Annotated in this window: 25 protein-coding genes and 1 pseudogene; 17 read left to right on the top strand and 9 right to left on the bottom strand. The window is 67.1% G+C overall.

The window, feature by feature from the left end:
• Window positions 1-191 precede the first annotated feature (191 nt).
• Both ftsW and NMQ03_RS16100 read left to right on the top strand, forming a co-directional pair.
• Window positions 192-1,487 (top strand): putative lipid II flippase FtsW, encoded by a 1,296-nt coding sequence (gene ftsW / locus NMQ03_RS16105; RefSeq protein ID WP_255173006.1) that lies wholly within the window; start codon window positions 192-194, stop codon window positions 1,485-1,487.
• Window positions 1,471-2,742 carry an MFS transporter gene (locus NMQ03_RS16100; protein WP_255173005.1) on the top strand — a complete coding sequence of 424 codons (1,272 nt, stop codon included), beginning with the start codon at window positions 1,471-1,473 and terminating at the stop codon, window positions 2,740-2,742. Before ftsW ends, NMQ03_RS16100 begins: the two co-directional genes overlap by 17 nt.
• Here the strand turns inward: NMQ03_RS16100 and NMQ03_RS16095 are convergent.
• Both NMQ03_RS16095 and NMQ03_RS16090 read right to left on the bottom strand, forming a co-directional pair.
• Window positions 2,739-2,885, bottom strand: coding sequence for a hypothetical protein (locus NMQ03_RS16095; RefSeq protein WP_159631085.1), 147 nt, complete (start codon window positions 2,883-2,885; stop codon window positions 2,739-2,741). The genes NMQ03_RS16100 and NMQ03_RS16095 overlap by 4 nt on opposite strands.
• Window positions 2,886-3,215: 330 nt before the next feature.
• The gene (locus tag NMQ03_RS16090; protein ID WP_255173004.1) at window positions 3,216-3,908 is read right to left on the bottom strand and encodes an ANTAR domain-containing protein; all 693 of its coding nucleotides are present in this window, start codon (window positions 3,906-3,908) and stop codon (window positions 3,216-3,218) included.
• A gap of 284 nt (window positions 3,909-4,192) precedes the next feature.
• On the opposite strand from NMQ03_RS16090, the gene NMQ03_RS16085 reads away from it, so the two are divergent.
• Complete coding sequence (locus tag NMQ03_RS16085; RefSeq protein ID WP_255173003.1) at window positions 4,193-4,711, top strand: MarR family winged helix-turn-helix transcriptional regulator; 519 nt, start codon at window positions 4,193-4,195, stop codon at window positions 4,709-4,711.
• Between the two features lie 714 nt (window positions 4,712-5,425).
• On the opposite strand, the gene NMQ03_RS16080 is transcribed toward NMQ03_RS16085, so the two are convergent.
• Entirely contained in the window at window positions 5,426-5,749 is a 324-nt protein-coding gene (locus NMQ03_RS16080; RefSeq protein ID WP_255173002.1) for a hypothetical protein, read from the bottom strand.
• 307 nt (window positions 5,750-6,056) lie between these two features.
• Here NMQ03_RS16080 and trxB point away from each other — a divergent pair, with 307 nt between their 5' ends.
• Window positions 6,057-7,034 (top strand): thioredoxin-disulfide reductase, encoded by a 978-nt coding sequence (gene trxB / locus NMQ03_RS16075; protein ID WP_255173001.1) that lies wholly within the window; start codon window positions 6,057-6,059, stop codon window positions 7,032-7,034.
• A 27-nt stretch (window positions 7,035-7,061) separates the two neighbouring features.
• Here trxB and NMQ03_RS16070 read toward each other — a convergent pair whose 3' ends face one another.
• Complete coding sequence (locus NMQ03_RS16070; RefSeq protein ID WP_255173000.1) at window positions 7,062-7,403, bottom strand: hypothetical protein; 342 nt, start codon at window positions 7,401-7,403, stop codon at window positions 7,062-7,064.
• A 281-nt stretch (window positions 7,404-7,684) separates the two neighbouring features.
• Here NMQ03_RS16070 and NMQ03_RS16065 point away from each other — a divergent pair, with 281 nt between their 5' ends.
• The 4 genes from NMQ03_RS16065 to NMQ03_RS16050 all read left to right on the top strand — a co-directional run bounded on the left by NMQ03_RS16065 (window position 7,685) and on the right by NMQ03_RS16050 (window position 10,883).
• Window positions 7,685-8,206 carry a PAS and ANTAR domain-containing protein gene (locus tag NMQ03_RS16065; protein WP_255172999.1) on the top strand — a complete coding sequence of 174 codons (522 nt, stop codon included), beginning with the start codon at window positions 7,685-7,687 and terminating at the stop codon, window positions 8,204-8,206.
• 203 nt (window positions 8,207-8,409) lie between these two features.
• Window positions 8,410-8,838 carry a hypothetical protein gene (locus tag NMQ03_RS16060; protein WP_255172998.1) on the top strand — a complete coding sequence of 143 codons (429 nt, stop codon included), beginning with the start codon at window positions 8,410-8,412 and terminating at the stop codon, window positions 8,836-8,838.
• 68 nt (window positions 8,839-8,906) lie between these two features.
• On the top strand, window positions 8,907-10,124 hold the full coding sequence (locus NMQ03_RS16055; RefSeq protein ID WP_255172997.1) for an MFS transporter: 1,218 nt from the start codon (window positions 8,907-8,909) through the stop codon (window positions 10,122-10,124).
• Window positions 10,125-10,181: 57 nt separating this feature from the next.
• Window positions 10,182-10,883, top strand: coding sequence for a triacylglycerol lipase (locus NMQ03_RS16050; RefSeq protein ID WP_255172996.1), 702 nt, complete (start codon window positions 10,182-10,184; stop codon window positions 10,881-10,883).
• Here NMQ03_RS16050 and NMQ03_RS16045 read toward each other — a convergent pair.
• Together NMQ03_RS16045 and NMQ03_RS16040 are read right to left on the bottom strand one after the other, a co-directional pair.
• Window positions 10,852-11,370: a hypothetical protein gene (locus NMQ03_RS16045; RefSeq protein ID WP_255175720.1), complete on the bottom strand. Its 519-nt coding sequence runs from the start codon at window positions 11,368-11,370 to the stop codon at window positions 10,852-10,854. The genes NMQ03_RS16050 and NMQ03_RS16045 overlap by 32 nt on opposite strands.
• Before the next feature lie 112 nt (window positions 11,371-11,482).
• Window positions 11,483-11,923, bottom strand: a pseudogene (locus NMQ03_RS16040) (NAD(P)-binding domain-containing protein); the annotation flags it as partial.
• 187 nt (window positions 11,924-12,110) lie between these two features.
• On the opposite strand from NMQ03_RS16040, the gene NMQ03_RS16035 reads away from it, so the two are divergent.
• Window positions 12,111-12,770 carry a TetR/AcrR family transcriptional regulator gene (locus NMQ03_RS16035; RefSeq protein ID WP_255172995.1) on the top strand — a complete coding sequence of 220 codons (660 nt, stop codon included), beginning with the start codon at window positions 12,111-12,113 and terminating at the stop codon, window positions 12,768-12,770.
• A 15-nt stretch (window positions 12,771-12,785) separates the two neighbouring features.
• On the opposite strand, the gene NMQ03_RS16030 is transcribed toward NMQ03_RS16035, so the two are convergent.
• Window positions 12,786-13,148, bottom strand: a complete 363-nt coding sequence (locus NMQ03_RS16030; RefSeq protein ID WP_255172994.1) for a cytoplasmic protein — start codon at window positions 13,146-13,148, stop codon at window positions 12,786-12,788.
• 68 nt (window positions 13,149-13,216) lie between these two features.
• Here NMQ03_RS16030 and NMQ03_RS16025 point away from each other — a divergent pair, with 68 nt between their 5' ends.
• The 4 genes from NMQ03_RS16025 to NMQ03_RS16010 all read left to right on the top strand — a co-directional run bounded on the left by NMQ03_RS16025 (window position 13,217) and on the right by NMQ03_RS16010 (window position 16,217).
• Window positions 13,217-13,822: a TetR/AcrR family transcriptional regulator gene (locus tag NMQ03_RS16025; RefSeq protein WP_255172993.1), complete on the top strand. Its 606-nt coding sequence runs from the start codon at window positions 13,217-13,219 to the stop codon at window positions 13,820-13,822.
• 655 nt (window positions 13,823-14,477) lie between these two features.
• Window positions 14,478-14,855: a VOC family protein gene (locus NMQ03_RS16020; protein ID WP_255172992.1), complete on the top strand. Its 378-nt coding sequence runs from the start codon at window positions 14,478-14,480 to the stop codon at window positions 14,853-14,855.
• A gap of 313 nt (window positions 14,856-15,168) precedes the next feature.
• Window positions 15,169-15,810: an acetyltransferase gene (locus tag NMQ03_RS16015; protein WP_255172991.1), complete on the top strand. Its 642-nt coding sequence runs from the start codon at window positions 15,169-15,171 to the stop codon at window positions 15,808-15,810.
• 101 nt (window positions 15,811-15,911) lie between these two features.
• On the top strand, window positions 15,912-16,217 hold the full coding sequence (locus tag NMQ03_RS16010; protein ID WP_255172990.1) for a hypothetical protein: 306 nt from the start codon (window positions 15,912-15,914) through the stop codon (window positions 16,215-16,217).
• Between the two features lie 4 nt (window positions 16,218-16,221).
• Here NMQ03_RS16010 and NMQ03_RS16005 read toward each other — a convergent pair whose 3' ends face one another.
• Together NMQ03_RS16005 and NMQ03_RS16000 are read right to left on the bottom strand one after the other, a co-directional pair.
• Window positions 16,222-17,127: a phosphatase PAP2 family protein gene (locus NMQ03_RS16005; protein WP_255172989.1), complete on the bottom strand. Its 906-nt coding sequence runs from the start codon at window positions 17,125-17,127 to the stop codon at window positions 16,222-16,224.
• Window positions 17,128-17,163: 36 nt separating this feature from the next.
• A complete protein-coding gene (locus NMQ03_RS16000) occupies window positions 17,164-18,348 on the bottom strand; it encodes an MFS transporter (RefSeq protein ID WP_255172988.1) in 1,185 nt (394 codons plus the stop codon).
• A gap of 53 nt (window positions 18,349-18,401) precedes the next feature.
• Between NMQ03_RS16000 and NMQ03_RS15995 the strand changes: the two genes are divergently transcribed.
• From NMQ03_RS15995 to corA, 4 genes are read left to right on the top strand one after another with little or no spacing between them, the layout of a single operon-like run.
• Entirely contained in the window at window positions 18,402-19,391 is a 990-nt protein-coding gene (locus NMQ03_RS15995) for an ABC transporter ATP-binding protein (RefSeq protein ID WP_255172987.1), read from the top strand.
• 1 nt (window position 19,392) lies between these two features.
• Window positions 19,393-21,015 (top strand): ABC transporter permease, encoded by a 1,623-nt coding sequence (locus NMQ03_RS15990; protein WP_255172986.1) that lies wholly within the window; start codon window positions 19,393-19,395, stop codon window positions 21,013-21,015.
• Window positions 21,012-21,518, top strand: a complete 507-nt coding sequence (locus tag NMQ03_RS15985; protein WP_255172985.1) for a GbsR/MarR family transcriptional regulator — start codon at window positions 21,012-21,014, stop codon at window positions 21,516-21,518. The genes NMQ03_RS15990 and NMQ03_RS15985 overlap by 4 nt, the downstream gene beginning before the upstream one ends.
• The gene (corA, locus tag NMQ03_RS15980; RefSeq protein ID WP_255172984.1) at window positions 21,515-22,531 is read left to right on the top strand and encodes a magnesium/cobalt transporter CorA; all 1,017 of its coding nucleotides are present in this window, start codon (window positions 21,515-21,517) and stop codon (window positions 22,529-22,531) included. The genes NMQ03_RS15985 and corA overlap by 4 nt, the downstream gene beginning before the upstream one ends.
• Window positions 22,532-22,629: the final 98 nt, after the last annotated feature.

The raw sequence follows: 22,629 nt of genomic DNA, 5'->3' as shown, positions 1-22,629 counted from the left end.
CTTCGGGAGGGGACAGGTTTCCGCTACGCTACACGCCCAAGCTGGCAATTCGCCCAGAACCGTGGCGGTGGCGGGTGTCCCGGCGCCTCCGCCGGTGTGCGGGGGCGTACTCTTTCTTCTCGGCGGTACCCGCCCCGGAGATGGGCCCGGCCATGGGGGAAGCCCTGGTGTGCAGGCTGAGGAACGGACAGATGGATACAGGACAAAAGCAGCGCGGGACGGGCCGTCCTGCCCGGCGCGGGTTGGGCAAACTGGCGGTCTGGCTGGAGGACGACTCCCCGGGACGCCTCCGCCCGCTGATCCTGGCGGTGGTCCTCACGCTCTCGGCGATCGGACTCGTGGAGGTGGCATCGGCGTCGTCTGTGGAATCCGTGGCGGCAGGAAACAATCCGTACGATCTTCCCCTGAAGCAGGCCATGTGGACCGTGGCCGGCGTGGTGATCATGCTGGTGCTGGCGCGCATGTCCGTGCGGCGGATCAGGTGGCTGGGCTGGGGGATGTTGATCGGCTCACTCTTTGCCCTGGTGCTGGTGTTCACCCCGCTGGGCATGTCCGTGAACGGCAACCGGAACTGGCTGAGCGTGGGAGGCTTCACCGCGCAGCCGTCCGAGTTCGCCAAGCTGTCGCTGATTGTCTGGGGCGCCGGGATCCTGGACCGGAAGCAGGCCCTGCTGGGGCAGTGGAAGCACGCCGTCGTCCCGCTCGCGCCAGCCGGAGCACTCATCATGGGCATCGTGGCGCTGGGGCACGACCTCGGCACCACCATGATCATCATGATGATCCTCGCTGCCACCATGTTCTACGGCGGCGTGCGGATGAAGGTGTTCTCCGTGGCCGGCCTGATCTGCGCGGCGGGCGCCCTGGTGCTTGCAGCCACCAGCGGCAACAGGATGGGCCGGATCTCCTCCTGGCTGGGCATGGGCTCCGAGGAGGACGCGCAGGGCATGGGCTACCAGGCGCAGCACGGCGCCTACGCCCTGGCCTCCGGCAGCTGGTTCGGCGTGGGCCTGGGGCAGAGCCGGCAGAAGTGGAACTGGATCCCGGAAGCCCACAACGACTTCATCTTTTCCATCCTCGGCGAAGAACTGGGCCTGGCCGGTTCGCTCCTGGTGCTGGGCCTGTTCGCCATCCTGGCCATCGCCGTGTTCAAGACCATCGCCCGCACCACGGACACGTTCTCGCGGACCGTGGCCTGCAGCGTGATCACCTGGATCCTGGGCCAGGCCGTGATCAACATCGCCATGGTCAGCGGGCTGCTGCCAGTGATCGGCGTGCCGCTTCCGTTCATCTCCTACGGTGGTTCAGCCATGGTCTCCTCCCTGGCCGGGATCGGGGTGATCCTTGCCGTGACCCGTCCGGAAGGAACTGTTCCCCCCGCCCGCCGCGGCATCCGCCTGGGCCGCGCCCGCTTGAACGGCGCCAGGCAGAACGGTGCTGTGGCTGATCGTGCAGTGAAGCAGGTCCGGGAGCATGCCCACCAGCGCTAGCGCCGCCGGAAGGGGTCCCGCGGCGCCCATGACCGCCATCCGCTTCATCTTGGTCTTCGGGATCATCAGCGCGCTGATGGACATGGTGTACGAGGGCGCCCGGAGTGTGACCGGTCCGTTCCTCGGTGCGCTGGGCGCGTCCGCGCTCCTGGTCAGCGTGGTCACCGGCGCCGGGGAGGCTGTGGCCCTGGTCCTTCGCCTGGTGTTCGGGCGGCTGGCGGACAGGCCCGGGCTGCGGTGGGCACTGGCGATCAGCGGGTACGCGCTGACGGCCGTATCCGTGCCGTTGCTGGGAATCACTGACGCGCTGTGGGTTGCCTGCCTCCTGGTCTTGGCGGAGCGGCTGGGCAAGGCCGTAAGGAGCCCGGCGAAGGACACCATGCTGGCCGAGGCAGGTTCGGCGCTGGGCCAGGGCAAGGCCTTCGCGCTGCACGAGGCGCTGGACCAGGTGGGAGCGCTGCTGGGGCCGCTGCTGGTGGGGGTGGCCCTGGCGCTGTCGGGCAGCTACGGACCGGGGTTCCTGCTGCTTGCTGTTCCAGGCCTGGCGGCCATGCTGATTCTCTTCCGGCTGCGGCGGAGGGTCCCTGATCCGGCCGTTTACGAGGTGGCGGGCGCACCCTCTGCCGCAGCCGGCCCCGCTCCCGGCGGCCCTGGCCCCGCTTCCGTGAAGCCCGTTCCCATGCCCCGGCAGTACTGGCTGTACGCCGCGTTCAGCAGCCTGACCATGTTCGGATATGCCACGTTTGGGCTGTTGTCCTTCCACCTGGTGGCCACCGGTCTCCTCCCGCCGGCGGTGGTCCCCGTTCTCTACGCCGCGGCCATGGGGGTGGACGCCGTGGCCGCCCTGGCCTCCGGTTGGCTCTTTGACCGGGTGGGGCTGAAAGTCCTCCTGGTCCTGCCCGTCCTCGCGGCGGCGGTGCCGTGGCTGGGCTTCAGCAACAACACGGCGCTCGCGGTCACGGGGGGTCTGGTGTGGGGAGCGGCCATGGGCGTCCAGGAAAGCACCATGCGGGCAGGCGTGGCGGGGCTTGCTCCGGTGGAACGGCGGGGGAGTGCTTATGGAATGTTCACTGCGTGCTACGGCCTCGCTTGGCTGGCCGGGAGCTTCCTCATCGGTGTGCTGTACGAGTACTCAAGACCTGCCCTGGCCGTCACCGTCACGGCAGTGCAGGCTGCCGCCATGGTGATTTTCGCCGTCGTCCGTCCTCATGCCGTGCGCCCTGGACTGCAGTCCTCGGGGAACGAACCTTCCTAGGCGACCGCTCCGGCCACCTCGGGGCATTCAGCGCAGCGGACGTCCGCAACCAGGGAACCGGCGTCGTCCTTTTGGAAGTGGGTGACGTGATTGGTGGTCCTGCCGCAGGTGGGGCAGAAACTCTGGCTTTGTTTAGTCCACATGCATGAATAATACGGAACGCCGTGATAAAGGAAAGATTGCTTACCGAAACCATGTGGATTTCCGCATGTCCCGTGACCGGATCTTGACCAAAGCTGCTGGCGATTCTTCAGCGAAGACTGAGTTTGGCGGCGTAGTTTGGGCGCATCAGGCAGTACGGAGGCAGGACGGAAGGAGCGCAGGACAATGACCATCACCGATTACATCGCGGCTCTCGGCGGCATGCTGGCTTCACTCGGATGTGCAGGACTCGTGGCGGCCGGACTCATCAGGGCGCGGTCGCGGCACCAGGCATAACTCCCGCGGACAACAAGGAAGGTTCGCTGCAGTTCCTAGGCAATCGCCGGCGGTTCGAAACGGGTTCTGGGCGCACCACTGGGCATCGCCTTGAGGATGCCGTCCGCCACGCTGCGCACCTTGAGATTGCGGTTCCTTGAGGTGCCGGCGAGCCTGCTGAAGGCTTCGGCGTAGGAGCAACGGTTTTGCGCCATCAGCACTCCGCAGGCAACATCGATGCTGGTCCTGCTCTCCAGTACCTGCTTGAGGTTGTCGCCCGCACGGATCACGCCGTGGACGTCGAGGGCCAGTTTGAGGCTCTGTGATGCCACCTCGCCGAACCATGCCGCGTCAGCGAGGATCCTGGTGGGGAAACCGTAGTCGGGCGGGCCCAGGAAAACGAGGGCTGCGGACGAGCCGGGCTGCAGTTCCAGGGGGAGGGCAAGGGCGGCGCCGAGGCCATGCTCCAGCAACCGCCGCCGGTAGCCCTGCCAGCGTGCGCCGGCCTGGCCGATCACTGTTGGAGCGGCCAGGGCGGAGCCCAATGCGGTGGGGCCGTCCACGTGCTCATCCTCCGTGGCTGCAAGGGCGGCGGTGCCCGCCGTGCTTCCGGCCGTGACGGTACAGGACCTTTGCCGGTGCAGCACGGCTGCGCACTCAACCGCCGTGCCTGCCGTGGTGCTCATCCAGCGGGCCGCTGCGCCGGCGAGTTTTTGCAGGGAGTCTGCCTCGCCGTCGGCCCCTGTCACTAAATCCAGCAGGAACCCTTGCCGGTCGGGCCCCTTATTATCTGCCGGGCCAAAAGCCACCCTGCACCCCCATCTGCGATTCCCCCGTGGCCGTGCTGCCTGGGGGTTGCACAAAAACCTATTGGGCGCGCGGGGCAGCGGCACGAGTAGCCGGTACTCTACTTTTCCTCCAAGGCTTCCGCGGGTACCCGTTCGCCCGTCGACGTGTGGAGCAACCGCCACAGCAAGTGGGCTACCATAGGTTTGTTAGACGGCCAAGCAAGTAGGATATCGAAGGAATTCGCATGAACCCGCATGGTGCAAGCGAAGGCTACTGTTACCCACCCCGCGAGGGCGCGCAGCCCGGCCCTGTTGACGTCATCAATGCCCTCAGGGAGTTCCGGACCTCTGAAAGCGCCATGAGAAGGCGCACCCGTTCCTCCGCCGCGATGGGGGAGACCGATCTTTTGGCGCTCCGGTACCTGATCGATGCGGAAGCTGCCGGCGTTGGAATCCGCCCCACCCAGCTTGCAGCCCGCCTGGGCATCACCTCCGCGTCCATGACCAGCCTTGTTGACCGGCTGGTGGCAGCCGGCCATGTGACCCGGGAACCCCACCCCTCCGACCGGCGGGCTGTCATCCTCAGGCCCACGCCCGGTGCCGAGGAGGAGGTGCGGCACAACCTTAACCAGATGCACAAGCGCATGCTTGAGGCCGCCGAGTCGCTGTCGGCGGAGGAGATCAAAGCGGTGCTGCACTTTCTGAGCTGCATGCGTGAGGCCGTGGATGCGGTGGAAGCCGCTGCTGGGGTGGGTCGGCGGTAGACAAGGAGCTAATCCTAGTTAGACTAGCTACATTGTTTGATAATTATCGGATGGCGGATCGCATGACTGCAGTACTTGAACCTCAGGCAGCGGGACAACGGATCCACGTCCAGGCCAACGACGAATTCCAGCTCCAGCCGACTGCACCAAGTGCGGTTGATAAGTCCACAGTGCCCGCGCTGATGGACGATCCGGCGCTACCATGGAGCTTGATGAGCTACCGCACCTTTCCATTGCGGCGTGGCAATGACCTCCGGGCCGGTTCCGATCGCCTCCCTGGGGTGGGCGCCACTTGAGCTTGGTGCCTCGGAATGGTCCTGTACCTGCGGCTACACCGTGGACGGCAGTCCGGACGGCGATCCGCTGGAAGCAGTCCAACTGGCTTCGGCAAGGGTGGAGAGCCTTCAATGGGAGCTCGACGCTGCGCAGGAGCAGTTTGAGAATGCAGTCAGGAACGCCTCGAAGCACGGCGCGGGGGAGGGGGCCCTGGGCAGGGCTGCGCCTGAGCGCGGTGGAACTCCGGGAATTCCTGGGTGGCGGACCACGGCTGATGTAAGTTTTGGGTCCCGCTGGGGGCCGGGCTCCGAACAACCCCCAAAGTGCAGCCATCCGTCTGTTCAGATGCAGCTGCACTTCGGGTTGTTGGAGCGGTGGAAGAAGTGGTTGACGGCCTGCTCTGGCCCGAAGCGTGGGCGCGGCGAGCGGCCGGGATTCCTATGCGGCCAGGCGGGCCGGCGCAGTGCGTGTATGCCGCCGGTCGGCCAGCACGCTGATGGTGCAGGGCGCCTGGTCCGGATCGATCATTGCGGGCAGCTGCCTTGTCTTGGAAGCGGCGTGGAGCATGTCCAGTGCCTCCTGATCCACCCAGGCGCTGGAGACGTCGAGCTCCAGGTCCAGGCCTCCCTTGAGGGAGTTGGCGCGCTTTGCCACTACATAGAGGGCGTTGATGCTGTGGATGGTGATATGCCCCTTTGCAATCACCTGGGCCTTGCTGTGGTCCAGATCGACCCGGACCACGATGTTCAGCTTAGAGTTCAAGATGTAAAGCCTTCCCCGGCATTGGCTGCGACGCTGCAGCTTCTTGCATGGCCTGTTTGCTTAAGCCTCAACTAGATTAGGCAACCAATGTGATGTGCGCAACACGGTGACGTTTATTACATCGACCGCAGTTTCCTATCACTTTGGGAATCGGCGGATGGCAGCCCGGGCCGCTGCTTGGCCCTGGCCTGGCAGGCAATGAAAGAATCGGACGGGGTGATCAGGGCACGCACAGAACTACTGACCACCCAACTCCTGCCCGCGCAGCCCGCGGACGCCCCGCAGTACCGCCACCGAAGGACATGCAATGAGCAAAGAACAGCTGATCATCATCGGCTCCGGCCCCTCCGGCTACACCGCCGCCATCTACGCCGCCCGTGCCGGACTGAACCCCTTGGTCCTGGCCGGTTCCGTCACCGCCGGCGGCGCGCTGATGAACACCACCGAGGTGGAAAACTTCCCGGGTTTCCCGGCCGGCGTCCAGGGCCCCGAGCTGATGGACGGGCTGCAGCAGCAGGCGGAAAAGTTTGGCGCGCGCATTGAGTACGACGACGCCACGTCCGTCGACCTGAAAGGTCCCGTCAAGCGCGTGGTCACCGGCGGCGGGGAGACCTACGAGGCCCAGGCCGTCATCCTGGCCACCGGCTCCGCCTACAAGGAGCTCGGTCTGCCGGAGGAGAAGAAGTTCAGCGGGCACGGCGTCTCCTGGTGTGCCACCTGCGACGGATTCTTCTTCCGCGAACAGGACATCATCGTGGTGGGCGGCGGCGACTCCGCCATGGAGGAAGCAACCTTCCTGACCCGCTTCGGAAAGTCCGTCACCGTCGTCGTCCGCAAGGGCGAACTGCGGGCCTCCCGCATCATGGCGCAGCGCGCCAAGGACAACCCCAAGATCCGCTTCGCCTGGAACTCCGCCGTCACCGCCATTCACGGCGACGGCAAAGTCAGCGGCGTCACCCTGACGGACACCCGCACCGGTGAGGCCCGGCACCAGGACGCCACCGGCATCTTCGTGGCCATCGGCCACCTGCCGCGCACGGAACTGGTGACCGGCCAGGTGGACCTGGACGACGAAGGCTACATCAAGGTGGATGCGCCCACCACGTGCACCAACCTGCCCGGCGTCTTTGCCTGCGGCGACGCCGTGGACCACCGCTACCGGCAGGCCATCACCGCCGCCGGCACCGGCTGCGCCGCCGCGCTGGACGCCGAGCGCTTCCTGGCCGCGCTGGAGGACGCCGCAAGCATCGCCACGGCGCTGGTGGAGGAGCCGACCCACAGCTGAATATGATGCAGCGGGAAGGCTCCCAGGTCAGACGACCTCGGGGAGCCTTCCCGTTAATACGGAAACGGGGGCCGATGACCAGCGCTCGCGTTCCGGCTCGTACGAGATCACCATGGACGCGTCGCTTTCGCGCGCCTCGTCGATTGCCAGCAGCAGGGCATCCTCCATGTGCCTGGCATATTCCAGCCGCTCGGGCAGCGAACCCTGCAGGCCGCCGTCGTCAATCAGTACGTGGCCCTTGCCGTCCACGATGACCTTCAGTGAATACCCGGAGTCCTCGTGCAAGGACCCTCGGGTGGATGAAATCTCGGTGACTCGGTCTGCCCGGACCAGCCCGTTGCCCAGCGTGCGGATCCATACTTCACCCATGAACTGACCTCCCCTTGGATTGGGACGCGCTTCAGCACCCCATAAGGCGAACGCTACTCCTCGCCGGGCCCTTTGTGACCCCCGCATTTTTGGGGAGCCTGCCCGAGGAATGTGACATCTGGTAAGCAAGTAAAGTTATGGTGGGTTCCGTGCACCCGGCTGGGTTCGCCTGACTTCGGAAGGTCAATATGTGGTCAAAACTGGATACGTATCTCTTTCCACTCCAGCCCTCTGCGCAGTGTCCTTCGGGGACCTTTAAGCTGCACGTTCCCTCCGGAAAGATGGAATGGTCCGAGGGCATGTACGGCATCCACGGGCTCAAGAAAGGCGACGTGGTGCCTACCTGGGAACTGTTCATGGCCCACAAGCACCCGCTGGACCGGGAGCCGGTCCGTGCCCTCTGGACGAACCTGCTGGACGGCGGAGGCCAAGGGGCGCTGCTCCACCGGGTCATAGACGTCCGGGGCAGGGAACGGCGTGTCTTCTCCGCAGTCCAGGCCGTTCCAGAGCCGTCGGGGCAGGTGGAGTATGTCCGCGGGTTCATGGTGGACGTGACCCAGAGCCTGCGGATCGAGTCCCAGCACGCGGCGGAGGAAGCGATCGAGGGTGCGTACGGGCACAAGGCCCTCATTGAGCAGGCCAAGGGAGTTGTCATGGCGCTGCGCCGAGTGGATGGCCAGGCCGCCTTCCAGGTCCTGGCCACGCGAAGCCAGCACGCCAACACCAAGCTGCATATCGTCGCAGAGGAACTGGTCAACGCGGCGGCGGACGGCAAGGCCGCCGAGGTCCTGGCGGGTTACTGAGCCCGGCTCTGTGGGACCTTCGGCACTTCCCGCAGCGGCGTGCCCTGCGCGACTCTGGTTTCGCGCCCGTTGACGCCCGGAGGACCCATTCCCGGCATCGATTGCTGGGTAACTGCCGTTTTGACTCCCGAAAAGGACAAATACGGAGCAATCGATGCCCATCCGGGACGGCAATGGGAACGCATCGACCTCGGAGGAGGGGCATGGCGGACAGGACCATCAGCCGGAGCGGCAGCATTGGCTCCGCCATAGTCAACGCCCTGCTGCTGTACGGGATCAACGTCTGGCCCGGGTGGCGGGTGCTGCCGTTCCTGACGGCGGACATGCCCCGCGCACTGGACCTCCTTAATGCATCCTTGATCGCGGGCATCATCGTGAACCTGGTCTGCGCGGTGATTCATGCCAGGGCACTCCTGGCGCTGGGAAACCTGGTGGTCATGGGCATCGGCGTGGCCGCGATGATGCGCCTCTGGGAGGTCTTCCCGTTCGACTTCGGCACCAGCTGGTCCGGCTGGCCTGTTGTGGTGCGGGTGCTCCTGGTTGTTGGGATCGTGGGTTCGGTCATCGGCGCCATTGTTGAGCTGGTCAATCTGTTCCGTGCCCTTGCCGGGCTGGAGCCGCGGGCCCGCTAAGAACCGGAGGCGCCGCGGACAGCCGGCGATGCAGGGGGTGCGGATCCGGCGGTCATAGGATAAATCCGATGACTTCCCCGGATGACCCCGAGCCCTTCAGCCTGCGCAGTATTGCGGTGGCCGCCTTCGGCCCCACACTGCTTTTCGGAATCGGGCAGGGCGCCATCCTCCCGGTGGTGGCATTGTCCGCCCGCGACCTGGGCGCCTCGGTGGCGGTGGCCGCCCTGATCGTCACCCTGATCGGGCTGGGGTCCTGGTTCTTCAACCTGCCCGCTTCCCTGGTGACCCTGCGCTTCGGTGAACGCTGGTCCATCGTGGGCGCCGCCGTCGCTGCCGGCCTGGCCCTGGCGGCCGCCGCCACCTCCGCCCTGGCCCCGAACGGACTGTGGCTCCTTGCAGTGGCGATGACCGTCGTCGGAATGTCCGGCGCGGTCTTCGGCCTGGCGCGGCAAAAGTACCTCACCGAGGCCGTGCCCGTGGCGTTCCGCGCCCGTGCGTTGTCCACGCTGGGCGGCGTCAACCGGATCGGTGTGTTCATCGGCCCGTTTGCGGGGGCAGCGGTGATGCAGTTCTTCGGCATCGCCGGCGCCTACTGGGTGGGGGTGGTGGCCATGGCGGCCGCCGCGCTGCTGTCCCTCACCATCCCGGACCTCACGACGCCGGACGTCCACTTGGGCGCGGACGGGGGCCCCCAGCCCACGCTCCGCAGCGTGGCGGTATCCCATGCCGGCGTGTTTCTTTCGCTGGGGATCGGCATCCTGCTGCTCAGCGCATTGCGTTCCTCCCGGCAGGTGGTAATCCCGCTCTGGTCCGACCACCTTGGCATGGATGCCACCTCAGCGTCCCTGATCTACGGGCTGTCCGGCGCCATCGACATGCTGGTGTTCTACCCGGCGGGAAAACTCATGGACCGCAAGGGCCGGCAGTGGGTGGCGGTTCCGTCCACGCTGCTCATGGGGACGGCGCTGCTCCTGATCCCGCTGACCGGGTCGTTTGTGGGGCTGCTGCTGGCCGCGCTGCTGATCGGGTTCGGCAACGGCATCAGTTCCGGGCTGGTGATGACCCTGGGCGCCGATTTCTCACCGGACCGCGGCCGGGGACAGTTCCTGGGCCTCTGGCGTTTCATGGCGGACGCCGGCTCCACCGGTGGACCGGTGCTCCTCTCCGGGGTGACGGCCCTCGCCTCCCTGGGCCCGGGGATCTCAGCCACGGGTGTTCTGGGCTTCGCTGCGGCGGCCGTGTTCGCCGTCGTGATTCCCCGCCTGAAGCACCGCCGCAACTACTGAGGCGTGTTTGCGGGCCCGGTTGGTGGGTAGGCGCCCCGCCGAGGTTATTCTCGACTCATGAGTGATCCCGGCGCCGCTGCCCGCATCAGTCCGCTGCAGAAGGCTGTGTGGTGGGCGCAGGACTATGTGTATGCCGCAGGCTGGCAGGTCCGCGGATTCCTGTCGCGCGTGCAGCCGGCGTCCTTCCGCAACGGGACCCGGCCGCCCGTGGTGATCATCCCCGGTGTGTACGAAAACTGGCAGTTCATGATGCCGCTCATCCAGGCCATCCACGATGCCGGTCATCCGGTGCATGTGGTCACGGTGCTCCAGCGCAACAAGCTGAAGGTGCCGGACGCCGCCAAACTGGTGGCCCAGCACCTGGAGGAGGCGGGGCTGCGCGATGCCATCCTGGTGGCGCACAGCAAGGGCGGCCTGATCGGCAAGTACACCATGCTGTCCCTGGATCCCGAGCACCGGATCGACCGGATGATCGCTGTGTGCTCGCCCTTTTCCGGCTCGCGCTACGCCCGGTACATGCTGCTGCCCAGCCTCCGGATCTTCTCGCCGCGGAACGCCCTGACCCTCCAGATGTCCCGCGAGCTGACCATCAACAGCCGCATCACGTCCCTCTACGGACCGTTCGATCCGCACATTCCGGAGGGGAGTGTCCTGCCCGGGGCCACCAACATCGAGCTGCCGGTGGCCGGGCATTTTCGGATCCTCGGGGACCCCGCGACCGCCCGCATCATTGTGGAGCAGCTGAACCTTCCGGCCTGACGTCCCCGGGCAGTTGCGTTGTCCCTGATCCGCGTGGCACTTGGGCGGCGATGCACCGGGCTATGAAGGCTGCGTCCCTGCCCACGCCGTGGACCATGGAGGATGCCAGCGACTGCTGGAACGTGGCTCCCAGGAAGTACAGTCCCGCCTGGGCTTTGGCCACCCCGCGGTCCTGGTCCGGCTCCCCGTCCGGGCCGAACACCGGCAGGTCAATCCACGCCAGGTCCGGCCGGAAGCCGGTGCACCAGATGACGTTGGCGATGTCCGGCGTTCGTCCGTCAGCCAGCAGCGGCCGGCCGTCCCGGACGCCTTCCGTCCTGGGGACGCGTTCGACGCCGGCACGCACCAGGTCCCGGTTCTTCACCCTGACCAGTGGCCCGCTGTGCGCAAGGATCTGCGGGCGCGCCTTCCGGCCGGCGGGAGTGTTGAGGTTGAGGACGTGGGAGAACGCGAAGAAGACAGCGAGGGTGAGGGGCCGGGCCGCCACGGCATCGATGGGCCAGGGGATCTGGCCGGGGTGCCCCGGAGAGGTAGGTCGTGCGTTTGGGGGCGAGTTCCAGGGCGATGTCCGCGCCGGAGTTGCCCCCAACCACCAGGACAGGGCCTGGCGCAAGGTCCTTCGGGTTCTTGTAGCTTCCCGCCGTGAGTTGCTTGATGTCCGGGTTGAGCTGCTGCGCGAAGGCCGGCACCTTGGGTGTTCTGTCCCAGCCGGGTGCCACCACCACATTGTCGGCTTCCAGGTATTGGCCGCCAGCTTCGATAGTGAAGCTGTTTCCATTGTGGCTGACGCGGTTGACCCGGACGTTGTTCCGTACCGGCAGCCCAAACTTCTCCGCATAGCTGCTGAGGTACTCGGCGAACTCTTCACGCGACGGGTAGGACCAGGGCGGGGCGGGGTAGCGGCTTCCGGGAAGGGCATCGTACCGGGCCGGCGTGAAGAGCCTGAGGGAGTCCCAGCGTGTGCGCCAGCTGTCTCCGGTCCGGGGGTTCTCATCGAGGATCACGAACGAACGCTTAGCGCGGGACAAGTGGTAGCCCATGGCCAGGCCTGCCTGGCCGCCGCCGATCACCACGGTGTCGAAATGCTCTGACATGGTGTCCTGCCCTTCCGCCCCTGTTCCGCTGCGTGGATGCCGTGCCTTGGGTCTACGCCGTGCGTTGCTGTCCGGGACTTCCTGCTACAATTCATCCGAACGGCATTCGGATGAATTAAGGCTAGGCCCGGCGATGAGTGAAGTCAATGCCCCCGCACGCCGCTACCACTCGCCCCGGCGGAAGGAGCAGGCGGCTGCCACCCGCGATGCCGTGCTGGCCGCCGCCCGCGAGCTCTTTGTGGGGGAGGGGTACCGGTCCACCACGGTGGCTGGCATTGCGCGGAGGGCCGGAGTCGCCGTCGACACCATCTATGCGACCATCGGGCGGAAGTCGGATTTGCTGCGTGAAGTGGTGGAAACAGCGATCTCGGGTACCGGCCAGGCGGTACCCGCGGAGCGCCGCGATTACGTGGTCCGCCTGCGGGACGCGAAGGCGGCGTCCGAGAAGATCTCCATCTATGCCCACGCTCTGGTAAGCATCCAGCCCCGCCTCGCGCCGGTCTATTTGGCGCTGCGCGACGCCGCCGGCACCGATCCCGACTGCGCTGCGCTGTGGACTGAGATTTCCGACCGCCGCGCTGCAAACATGCTGCTCTTTGTTAAGGACCTCGCTGCGACCGGGGAGTTGCGAACGGACCGCCCCGCGGCCGAACTCGCCGATGCGGTCTGGAGTATGAGTGGGCCCGAGTACTGGGTGCTCCTGGTGGACCGGCGGGGGTGGGGGCACCGGCAGTTCGCTGAGTGGCTGACCGATGCCTGGTGCAGGCTGTTGCTGACAGGGGATCGGTCGTAGGGGGCTTTCCGGCGGCTAGGAATCAGCAGGACCAAGGCGGCCTGTGTGGGCGGGCGATTCATCCACGCCCGGGTTCTCCCGGCGGGGTTCCTTCAGCTCGATAAAGAGGCAGCGTGTAGGCGTGGAGCCGGTGTTCGTCCCGGAGTGTTCCTGCGCGTCGAGCCAGCGGGCTTGCCCTGCCTGCAGCTCCACGTCCGCTTCCCGGTCTCCTGACCGGAGGCGGCGGGCGAAGGAACTGAGCGTAACCATCACGCTGTCAGGGTGGGAATGGGTGCCGGTGGTGTCTCCGGGGCCGTCGCTGTACTCGAGGACGCGGACACGGTCGTTTTCAAAGACGAGCCTGTAGTGCTGCGGATTCACTGCAATGGGATCGGCCACGGGAAACCCCTCGGTGAGTCTTTTATGGGACATCCGTACCATAACGGTACGTCTGTATCATAAGTCCTGTGTCCGAACGCCACAATGAAAAATATCTGGAGACCGGCAGGACCCGGCAGAAGTCGCGGACCCGCGAAGAGCTGGTGTCCTCGCTCCGGGACCTGCTGAAGGACGGGCAGGATCCGTCCGTTGCGGAAGTCGCCGCCATTGCCGGGATATCGCGGACGACTGCCTACCGCTACTTCCCGGACAAGGAAGCCCTCCTGCACGCGGCCCTCCCCGAGACCGGGTTGGCGTCGCTGCTCGGCGAGGAACCGCCGTCGGACGTCCGTGCCCGCCTGGTGCGCACCCTGGACGCGCACTTCGAGTTCATCCGGACCTGGGAACCGCAGCTGCGGGCATCGCTGCGGCTGTCCCTTACCCCGGGCACCGCCCGCCCCACTCTTCGCGGGGGCCGGGCTGTGGGCTGGTACCGCGACGCCCTGTCTCCGCTGGAAGCCGCCGGATCCGGGATCGACATCGCCGCCCTTGCCGTGCGGCTTCGTGCGGTTGCAGGGATTGAACCATACGTCTGGCTGCGGGACGTGGCAGGCCTCCGGCCGGACCAGGCATTCAGTGCCATGCGCGCCAACGCCCTGGACATTCTTGACGCCGAACTGGGCCGGCAACGGTAGCTGGCGCGCTGACCCCGGCGGGCTTGGCGCCAAGAGCAGCATTTGCGATAGAAGCGCAGGTCAGAGCAGGGTTGAATGAATTTTCACATAACTTGAGCTTTTGTTGACGTTTTTCCTCCTCGCTTCCTGAGGTTGGCCGGGCAAGGTGGTCCTCAGTTAGACCACCACCCCGGCGGGGGTCAGGATCGTGGCCACGTTCGCAGGCGGTGCCCAGGCTACCGCACCGTGAAGGTGAGCCTGGAGATCGGAACGGGATTTAGGAAGATCTATTGCGCCTGAGGTTTCCACCCGCCAGCTCGGCGGAAGAAGGTGCCGCTGCATCCCCCCATGCAGTGGCACCGTCTCCCGCCGAGCTGGCTATTTGGGTATTTGGGCACGTTGGATCGTGCCGGCGACGTGGGGGTGCTGAGATGGTTGTTCCGGGAATGGGCCCGGGCGACGCGCATATTCCTGTCCGACCCGCCGCTTCCCCTGTGCTCCGGATATTGGGGCCGCGAGAGGCAGGATGCGGGTCGCGGATGCATGTCCGCGTCGAGGGGAGCAGGGGCGCCGGGACGGATCATCGGGTTGCAGGGCCAGCGAAGGTGCGTGCTGCCGTCGTGCCTTCCCCGTGTCCGTACGGCCGGTGGCTTGGGGCGATCCGTACACTGGCACCATGTCATGCCGAATCAGTGAACTGGTCCTGAACTGCGACGACCCGGAACTGCTTGCGCGGTTCTGGAGTGACGTCCTTGGTTATGTCGAGCTGGACAGGGAGGACGGCATGATTGAGATCGGGCCGGCTAACGCCGGGTTCGGCGGCCTGCAGCCCACGATCATCTTGAGCGCCAGCAGCAACCCGCGGGTGGGGCGGCTTCCGCTGCACATCGACGTCAACCCGGTGGACCGGGACCAGGACGCCGAACTGGAACGGCTGCTGGCCCTCGGTGCCCGACCGGCCGACGTGGGGCAGACCGGGGACGAGCAGTGGCACGTCCTGCAGGACCCCGAAGGAAACGAATTCTGCCTCCTGCGGAAGCGCCTCGATCCCTGACACAGGACCGCGCAGCGGAAAAGGCGCGAGGGGCAGTGCCGGGCGGCGCCCACTTCAAAACGCCGCCCTGGCACCTGCAACTATTCACCGCGCCGATCAAGGCGGGGGACTCCAATTCCTCAAGGTTGCCGCAAGACTTCCCGGCAGGACGCCTGATCGTGCTAATGCCGGGCTCCGTCCTGAATTTTGCCCCGGGAAACCTTTCCTGCCGTCCAAGTCCGGCATAGGGTTTGGAGACAGCCAGGTATCAAGCAGCAGGTGAACGGGCCGGACGATATTCCTGCAACGGTGCAGGGGCTGGAAGAGGCGCACTTTGAGCGAGTTGATGTTGCTGGCCATGAGCGGACTGGCGCAGGAAGTACTGGCGGCGGTCCGGGTCAGTGGGCAATACGACGTCCTGGGGATCCTGGACGATGACCCGGAACTGCTGGGTACATCCATCGACGGCACAGTGGTGATGGGCTCGCTCTCGGACGCACATACCTTCAAAAAGGCCCTTTTTACGGTTTGCCTCCCCTCCGGGCGGGACAGGGAAGCCGTGGTTGACCGGCTGGCAATGCTCGGTGTGCACGAGGACCGGTACGCCACCGTGGTGGATCCGGATGTGCGCGTACCAAGGGATTCCTGGATCGGACCGGGCAGCATTGTGATGCGGAACGCCACGATTGCTCCGCAGGCCCATATCGGCCGGCACGTGCTGCTGCAGCCGCAGGTGAACGTGGGGTGCTGTGTCCGGGTCAGTGATTTCGCCACGCTTTTCCCCGGCGTTTCCGTAGGAGAGGGCGCACGGATCGGCCGGGCGGCGCACCTCGGCATGAACGCAGGGGTAGGGGACGGGTTGGCGGTGGGGGACTACTCCAACGTGGAGATGCGTTCCGCTGTGCTGCACAACGTGCCGGAGCACGAAACGTGGGCCGGTGTGCCCGCCCGGGCGGAGGCCGGTGCCAGCCTTTAAGCCAGGACTCGCGACCCTTACGGGGCAGGCGCGGGAACGCTAGATTGTAGCTACGCATGCGGGCGTTTGCCATCGCAGCCCATCGCCACAGAGGGATTAACGTGGAGCTCTTCAGCGACAAACCTGCACTCGCCGCGGCTGCCCTTACCAGGCTGGTTGCCGCGGACATTGAAGCCAAGGGGCGCCCGGTAAGCAGCCTCCGGGCGTACCTCAGCGACCTCGTTGTCCGGAACGGTCCCAGCATCGTGGAGGAGCTGGCCGTCGAGCTGGCGCGCCAGCACCTCGCCACGCTGGACCGGCTCGCCGAGGCCACGGGGCGGCCTGCCGCCCGGTACCTCGACGACATTGAGCTTGCCGCAGCCATGGGGGAAAGCATGGGACGGGACTCCCGGGATCCCCCCGGGTGAGCCTCTACCGCCTGGACGCGCCCTGCCGCCGTGAGGCGTACGCGAACAGGGACGTGGTGGCCACCGTGGCCAGGTATCCCGCGATCACGATCAGCGAGATGCTTACCCAGAAGTAGTTGGTGGTGCTGGCTTCCTGCCACGGGCTGGGCGCAATCCGGATGAGCGAGTACACCGCAACCCCGGCCGAACCCAGGCCGATCAGCACCGGCAGCGTAAGCCAGATCCGGGCCGAACCGAGGTGGTCGCCGAACCCGTCCCACTCGTTCCAGGACCCGCGCCGGAGGATCAGCCAGCCCGCCGGAATCATGAAGGAGCCCACCAGCAGGAACGCCGCCACCACGTCCGCGGGCCGGTGCCACTGGTTGATCAGGGTGGACACCCCGGACGCGATGGCGAACGAACCGCCAATGAAGCCGGCCATGGGCCGCCAGCGCGGGGACGCCATGAGGAACACCGCGGCGGCAGCGGACGCCGCCAGCGTGGTGTGGCCGGAGGGCAGCGAGTTCAGCTCCAGGGTCAGTACGCCTTTGTCCGGGCGCGGCGGCAGCAGGTCCTTGAGCACCTGCGTCGCGACGTTCGCGCCGATGCACGCGGCCACGGCAATCCCGGCCTCCGCCCAGTGCCGCCGGATCACGGTCACAAACAGGACCACGACGGCGGCCATCACCAGGGAAATGGTGGGCAGCCAGTCGAGGAACTGGGTGGCGGCCTTCCCCGCGGGCCCATGGATCTGCACCGCTTCCACCAGCGCGGACTCATCGATGAACTGGCCCGTGGTGGTCTGGACGAAGAAGTAGTAGGTGGCAACCAGCCCGGCAATGCACGCCACCGTGGACAGCACAAACAGGGACGCCGAGCCCGGGGCAGGCCGTGCCGGAGTCCTGGTGGAGAGTTGCCGTGAAGAAGTCATCGCGGTTAAGGGTGACACAAAAAGCTGGAAGGCCGCTCAGGCGGTGGGCTTGACCGGGTCCAGCCGGGGGACGGCGGCGGCGGCCACCAGCAGTGCCAGCGCGCCCAGCCCGAACGGCAGGGCGGTGGCCGTGGCAATGGCGCCCACCAGCAGGGGTCCGCCGGCGTCGCCCAGTTCGCGGCCCAGCTCTGCCGAGCCCATGGTCCGGCCCATCCGCTCCGGCGGCGTGGTGTCGGCCAGGTGCGCGAATCCCAGTGGGGTGGCCACGCCGATGCCCGAGCCAATCAGTGCAGCCGCAACGAAGATGGTGACCGCTCCCGGGGCGGCCGCCACCAAAGCGATGCCGGCGGCGATCAGCAGCAGGCCCGTCGTCGTGCCCTTGTTGTCGCTGACGGCGTGCCGGTCCCGCAGCCTTCCGATCCACGGCTGGGTGAGCACCGAGCCGAGCGCCACGACGCTCACCGCCGCCGTGCCGGCGAATGCGTCCAGTCCGTGGTGCGTGGCCAGCGCCGGGAGGAAGCCGACGGCGGCACCCAGCGCACCCGTCGAAGCGGCAAGCACCAGCGTCGGGACCAGGAAACGGCGCTCGCCCACCTGCCGGACCAGGTCCATCACGGTGTACCGCTTGCGCGGCAGCGGCGCCAGGTGCGGCACCGACACCAGCGCCCAGACGGCCGTGGCGGCCGCCAGCGCGGACAGCGTGCCGAACAGCAGGGGGAACCCGCCGGCCAGGATCAGGCCGGCGCCCAGCGGCGGGCCAATGATGTAGCCAAGGCTCTTCCAGGACCCGTACCGGCCAAAGTAGGTCCCGGCCTTTCCGCCGCGGGCCATCCTTGCCACCATGGCGGACGACGACGGCGAGAAGGCCGACGCTGCGGCCCCCTGTCCCAGCCGGGCCAGGGCCAGGATGAACGGGTCGGCGGCGCCGAGGCCAATCAGCGACAGTGCTGCGAAGGCGAGCAGGCCGCCGACGATGACGGGTTTGGCGCCGATGCGGTCGCTGAGGGCGCCGAAGACCGGCTTGAGGAATACCTCCGCCACGTCGTAGAGGGCCAGCAGGATGCCGAGGTTCAGCAGGGTCAGGCCGATGTTCCCGCTCTGCGCGCCCAGCCCCGCCGCGATGCTGTGGGCGCCGAAAGCCGTGACGAAGCCCGCAGCATACAGTGGTGCCGTTGACGAGCGGGTGGCCTGCGCGCCTGGCACGGATCTGTCGGGGGTCATAGCTGGGACTTTAGTACCTTCACAATGTTGTGAAAACTTCTAAGACTTGGACCATGAACACCGTTGTCGAAACAGTGGGGTTGCACAAACACTTCGGGCACGTCAGGGCCCTCGACGGGTTGGACCTGGAAGTCCAGCGCGGGGAGATCCACGGATTCCTTGGGCCGAACGGCGCGGGAAAGTCCACCACCCTGCGCGTCCTGCTGGGCCTGGCCCGGGCAACCTCCGGCTCTGCAACCGTCCTGGGATACGAGCCCTGGACCCAGGCCGTGGAACTGCACCGCCGCCTGGCCTACGTGCCCGGCGACGTCCGGCTCTGGCCCAACCTCTCCGGCGGTGAAACCATCGACCTGCTCTCGCGGCTGCGCGGCGGCACGGCTGATGGGGCCGCGTACCGCCGACGGAAGGACCACCTGTGCCAGGTGTTCGACTTCGATCCGGCGAAGAAAGGCCGCGCCTACTCCAAGGGCAACCGGCAGAAGGTTGCCCTGATCGCCGCCCTCGCCGCCGAAGCCGAGCTCTACCTGCTGGACGAGCCCACCAGCGGCCTTGACCCGCTCATGGAGGAAGTCTTCCGCCGGGAGCTGCTCGCCGCCGTCGACCGCGGAGCAACCGTGCTGCTGTCCAGCCACATCCTTTCCGAGGTGGAGGTGCTGTGCCACCGCGTGAGCATCATCCGGGGAGGCAGGATTGTCGACGGCGGCACGCTGGACTCGCTGCGGCACCTCACCAGGTCGGAAGTCTCCTTCGCCGCGGACGGGTTGGACCCGGAGGCTCTGGCCCGGCTGGGTGCGGTGCATGGCCTGACGCTCGACGCCGGGCGGGTCCGGTTCAGCGCGGACTCGGACCGGATCGCAGAGGTGCTTCCCGCCCTGGGCGCCCTGGGCGTGCAAGGCTTGACCATCGTCCCGCCGTCCCTTGAGGAGCTCTTCCTGCGGCACTACGGGGATACCTCCCTGGGCGCTGACGCCCCGGCCGAAACGCCTTCCGAGTCCGCCCCCGGCTCCCGGCGCCACCTGCTCGGCGCGAGGGGGCGGAGCTGACATGGGCGTTCTCCTGGTCCTGTGGGGCCAGCGGGTACGCCGGGACCGCTGGCAGCTGCTGAGCTGGGTGGTGGCCATCGGTGCGTTTGCCATGTTCGCGGCCGCCGCCGTCACCCAGACCTACGGCAACGTGGCGAGCCGGACCGAGATCCTTCAGGTGGCCATCGCCACCCCCGCCATCCTGATGCTGCGCGGTCTGCCCCGGGGCGCAGACCAGGGGGCCTTCACGTTCTTCCTGATCTACGCGTTCCTCGCCCTGCTGGCAGGCCTGATGAGCACGTTCCTGGCGGTACGCCACTCCCGGGCCGACGAGGAAAGCGGCGGCGCGGAACTGGTGGCCGCCACACCTGCCGGACGCCTGCTGCCCAACACCGCCACCCTGCTGCACGGCATCACGGCCAACATCCTGGTGGCGCTCGCAGTCTTTGCCGGATTCATGTCGCAGGGCCTGGAGCCCCAGGGTTCCCTGCTCGCCGGCTCCGCGACGGGCGCCGTCGGCCTCGCTTTCCTGGGCGTGGGGCTGCTGGTGGCACAGTTCATGGGGACCTCACGCGGAGCGAACGGCGTCTCCGCCGCGCTGGTGGTCCTGGCCTACGTCCTGCGCGGGATCGGGGACGCCACGGGGACGCCCGGCGCCAGCGGGACCACGATGACCCAAGGGGCAGCCAGCTGGTTCTCACCCATCGGCTGGGGCCAGCAGACCTTTGCGTACTCGGGCAACCGTGGCTGGCCGTTGCTGCTGCCGGTGGGGCTGGGCGCAGGCTGCCTCACGGCGGCGTGGCTCCTCCTGGGCACGCGCGACAGCGGCGCCAGCGTCTGGGGAGCGCTGCCGGGACGGGCAGCTGCCCGGCGGGGCCTGAGCAGTCCCGTGGCCCTTGCCCTGCGGCTGCAGGCGGGCTCCATTACCGGCTGGGGCTTCAGCGGCTTGGCCCTGGGCCTGCTGGCGGGCTCGCTCGGAAAGGCGATTGCCGCCGTCGACACCCCGGACACCAACATCACGGCGATGCTGCGCGCGATGCTCCAGTCGCAGGGAACCTCGCTGACCCAGCTCATGGTCTCGGTGCTGTTCTCCATGGCCGGGGTCCTGGCTGCCGCGTGCGCCCTGCAGGCGGTGATCAGGCTGCGGCAGGAGGAAGCGGCAGGGACCGCTGAACTCCTGCTGTCCGCCCCGGTGGGACGGGTCCGGTGGCTGGCCGGTTACCTGGTGCTCGGCGGGGCCGCCGTGGTGCTGGTGGTGGGCCTGGCCGGAGTGGGCGCGTGGGCCACCCTCACCGGCACGGGCGATGAATCCATGCCTGCCGACGCCCTCTGGCAGACCGCCGCCGCCCAACTGCCGGCGGCACTGATCTACCTGTCGGTGCCGGCGCTGGTGTTTGTCCTGTGGCCCGCCGCCACCATCGCCGCCAGCTGGGCCTTGCTGGCCCTTGGGGTGATGCTGGGAATTTTCGGGGCCATGCTGGGCATTGACCAAAGCCTGCGCGACCTCTCGCCGTTCGCCCACACACCAGTGCCCCGCGGCGACGCGACTGACTGGAGCGGAGCATGGTGGATGCTGCTGATTTCGGCCATTGCCGCCGCGCTGGCCGTTGCGGTGATGCGGCGGCGGGAGGTGGGCTCGGCATGAGCGCCGGCGCAGAGGTGGCGGCTGCCAGGGACACGCTGGCCGCCGCGGCTTCCACCGCCGCCGCGGCCGAACGGACTGCAGCGGCGTTCGCCGCAGCAGGGTTCCCCAAGATGCCCGCCCGGACGCTGCTGGCGCTGGTGTCCTCCGAGCAGGGGAGCCTCACGGCCGCCGAACTCGCGGACCGGCTGGGCGCCAGCGCCGCCGCGGTGTCCGGCGCCGTCCGGTACCTTCAGACCGTGGGCTTTGTCCACCGGATCTCGCAGCCCGGCAGCCGCCGCGACCTCTATGCCCTGCATGAGGACGAGTGGTACGTGGTGTCCATGCGGAACAGTCCCGTCTACGAGAAGCTGGCGGCACTGACCGATGCGACGGCGGAAACACTCCCGGAGGGCTCCCCGGCACGCGCCAGGGTGGCGGAGATGGCCAGGTTCTACCGCTTCCTTAAAGCACGGATGCCGGCACTGCTGGACGAATGGGAACGGGAGCGGGAGGGGGAGCCGTGACCATCATCGACAACGCCGTCTACGTGAACGGGCTGCGCACCGAGGATCCGGAAGACCTTGACGAGACGTACTTCCTGCTCCGCCAGCGCGAGGGGATGGCGTGGATCGGCCTCTACCGGCCGGACGCGGAAGAACTGCAGTCCGTGGGCGAGGAATTCGACCTCAACGCCCTGGCCATCGAGGACGCGCTCGACGGCCACCAACGGGCCAAGCTGGAGCATTACGGGGAGTGCCTGTTCCTGGTCCTCCGGCCGGCGCGGTACCGGGACGACGTCGAGAAGGTGGACTTCGGCGAGATCCACGTTTTTGTCGGCGATGAGTACGTGGTCACCGTCCGGCACGCCGAGTCGCCGGACCTGGCCAAGGTCCGCCGCCGCATGGAGGCCATGCCGGAGTTCCTGGCCCTGGGACCCGATGCCGTGCTGTACGGCATCCTGGACCAGGTGGTGGACGAATACGAGCCCGTGGTGGTAAGCCTGGAAAACGATATCGACGAAATCGAGGACGACCTTTTCGGCGCAGACCCCGACGTGTCCCGGAGGATCTACGAGTTGTCCCGCCAGGTCATCACCTTCCAGCGGGCCACGAGCCCGCTGGCGGGAATCCTGCAGGCCCTCATCGCCGGAACTCCGGACCGCGAGCGGGCCACAGAACTCAGGGACCACTACCGGGATGTCCTGGACCACGTCATCCGGCTCAACGAACGGGTGGCCTCGTTCCGCGCTTTGCTCCAGAACGCGCTCGCCGTCAACGCCGCCCTGGTGGCACAGCGGCAAAATGACGAGATGCAGCGCATGACCGAGTCCAGCTTTGAACAGAACGAGCAGGTCAAGCGCATTTCCTCGTGGGCTGCCATCCTGTTCGCCCCCACCCTGGTGGCATCCATCTACGGCATGAATTTTGCCAACATGCCCGAACTGGCCTGGACCTACGGCTACCCCTATGCGCTGGGCCTGATGGTGGCCATGGGCCTGGCCCTCTACCTGGCGTTCAAGCACAACAAATGGATCTGAGCCGCCTTTCCTGAAGCTGCCTTCCCAGATTCATGCCCTACCATGGGCTACAAATCCTAAGCTTGCTTAGTAGTGGGGGGCTTGGCAGCCGATCGCGA

The sequence above is a fragment of the Arthrobacter sp. DNA4 genome, from assembly GCF_024362385.1.
GTDB lineage: Bacteria > Actinomycetota > Actinomycetes > Actinomycetales > Micrococcaceae > Arthrobacter.
The sequence above is the reverse complement of the archived record's forward strand: the minus strand, read 5'-3'. Positions and strand labels throughout refer to the sequence as shown.

What these genes read in the sequence shown, in the direction of transcription:
- ftsW (WP_255173006.1), top strand. Translation starts at nt 192, where the DNA reads ATGGATACAGGACAAAAGCAGCGCGGGACGGGCCGTCCTGCCCGGCGC.
- NMQ03_RS16100 (WP_255173005.1), top strand. Translation starts at nt 1,471, where the DNA reads ATGCCCACCAGCGCTAGCGCCGCCGGAAGGGGTCCCGCGGCGCCCATG.
- NMQ03_RS16095 (WP_159631085.1), bottom strand. Translation starts at nt 2,885, where the DNA reads ATGTGGACTAAACAAAGCCAGAGTTTCTGCCCCACCTGCGGCAGGACC.
- NMQ03_RS16085 (WP_255173003.1), top strand. Translation starts at nt 4,193, where the DNA reads ATGAACCCGCATGGTGCAAGCGAAGGCTACTGTTACCCACCCCGCGAG.
- trxB (WP_255173001.1), top strand. Translation starts at nt 6,057, where the DNA reads ATGAGCAAAGAACAGCTGATCATCATCGGCTCCGGCCCCTCCGGCTAC.
- NMQ03_RS16070 (WP_255173000.1), bottom strand. Translation starts at nt 7,403, where the DNA reads ATGGGTGAAGTATGGATCCGCACGCTGGGCAACGGGCTGGTCCGGGCA.
- NMQ03_RS16065 (WP_255172999.1), top strand. Translation starts at nt 7,685, where the DNA reads ATGGAATGGTCCGAGGGCATGTACGGCATCCACGGGCTCAAGAAAGGC.
- NMQ03_RS16060 (WP_255172998.1), top strand. Translation starts at nt 8,410, where the DNA reads ATGGCGGACAGGACCATCAGCCGGAGCGGCAGCATTGGCTCCGCCATA.
- NMQ03_RS16055 (WP_255172997.1), top strand. Translation starts at nt 8,907, where the DNA reads ATGACTTCCCCGGATGACCCCGAGCCCTTCAGCCTGCGCAGTATTGCG.
- NMQ03_RS16050 (WP_255172996.1), top strand. Translation starts at nt 10,182, where the DNA reads ATGAGTGATCCCGGCGCCGCTGCCCGCATCAGTCCGCTGCAGAAGGCT.
- NMQ03_RS16035 (WP_255172995.1), top strand. Translation starts at nt 12,111, where the DNA reads ATGAGTGAAGTCAATGCCCCCGCACGCCGCTACCACTCGCCCCGGCGG.
- NMQ03_RS16020 (WP_255172992.1), top strand. Translation starts at nt 14,478, where the DNA reads ATGTCATGCCGAATCAGTGAACTGGTCCTGAACTGCGACGACCCGGAA.
- NMQ03_RS16005 (WP_255172989.1), bottom strand. Translation starts at nt 17,127, where the DNA reads ATGACTTCTTCACGGCAACTCTCCACCAGGACTCCGGCACGGCCTGCC.
- NMQ03_RS16000 (WP_255172988.1), bottom strand. Translation starts at nt 18,348, where the DNA reads ATGACCCCCGACAGATCCGTGCCAGGCGCGCAGGCCACCCGCTCGTCA.
- NMQ03_RS15995 (WP_255172987.1), top strand. Translation starts at nt 18,402, where the DNA reads ATGAACACCGTTGTCGAAACAGTGGGGTTGCACAAACACTTCGGGCAC.
- NMQ03_RS15990 (WP_255172986.1), top strand. Translation starts at nt 19,393, where the DNA reads ATGGGCGTTCTCCTGGTCCTGTGGGGCCAGCGGGTACGCCGGGACCGC.
- NMQ03_RS15985 (WP_255172985.1), top strand. Translation starts at nt 21,012, where the DNA reads ATGAGCGCCGGCGCAGAGGTGGCGGCTGCCAGGGACACGCTGGCCGCC.